The sequence below is a fragment of the Pseudomonas sp. 2822-17 genome (assembly GCF_002742485.1).
Lineage (GTDB): Bacteria > Pseudomonadota > Gammaproteobacteria > Pseudomonadales > Pseudomonadaceae > Aquipseudomonas > Aquipseudomonas cyclaminis.
The window spans coordinates 1-283 of record NZ_LJRZ01000442.1; the positions used below are offsets into that span (position 1 = coordinate 1).

1 protein-coding gene is annotated in these 283 nt (G+C 38.9%); it reads right to left on the reverse strand.

Annotated features, from left to right (window positions below; translation table 11 throughout):
- Positions 1-262: hypothetical protein (locus AOA60_RS32275; protein ID WP_143522450.1), on the reverse strand; the 262-nt coding region annotated here is incomplete at its 3' end.
- Positions 263-283 lie beyond the last annotated feature (21 nt).

Here is a 283-nt window from a genome sequence, read left to right on the forward strand (position 1 = left end):
GAGCAAATATATCAAGCCCTTGAATATTTAAATCTTGTACTAAATCTACCCGTCTGCCAGCTTCTGTCTCATAACTTAATACAAGGAGGTCATCATCAAAAACAGTATCGGCTACCTCCCACCCTTCTGGAAGAGGGTCAGGTAATACAACAGGAAATGGTAGTTCTCTTGCTGCTTGGTGCACTGTAACGTCCGCTTTACTGCAGCCCATTAAAAAAAATAGGACGAAACTAATCACAACGTAAAACAACATTTTTTTCATTATTAACACCTATCATTAGTC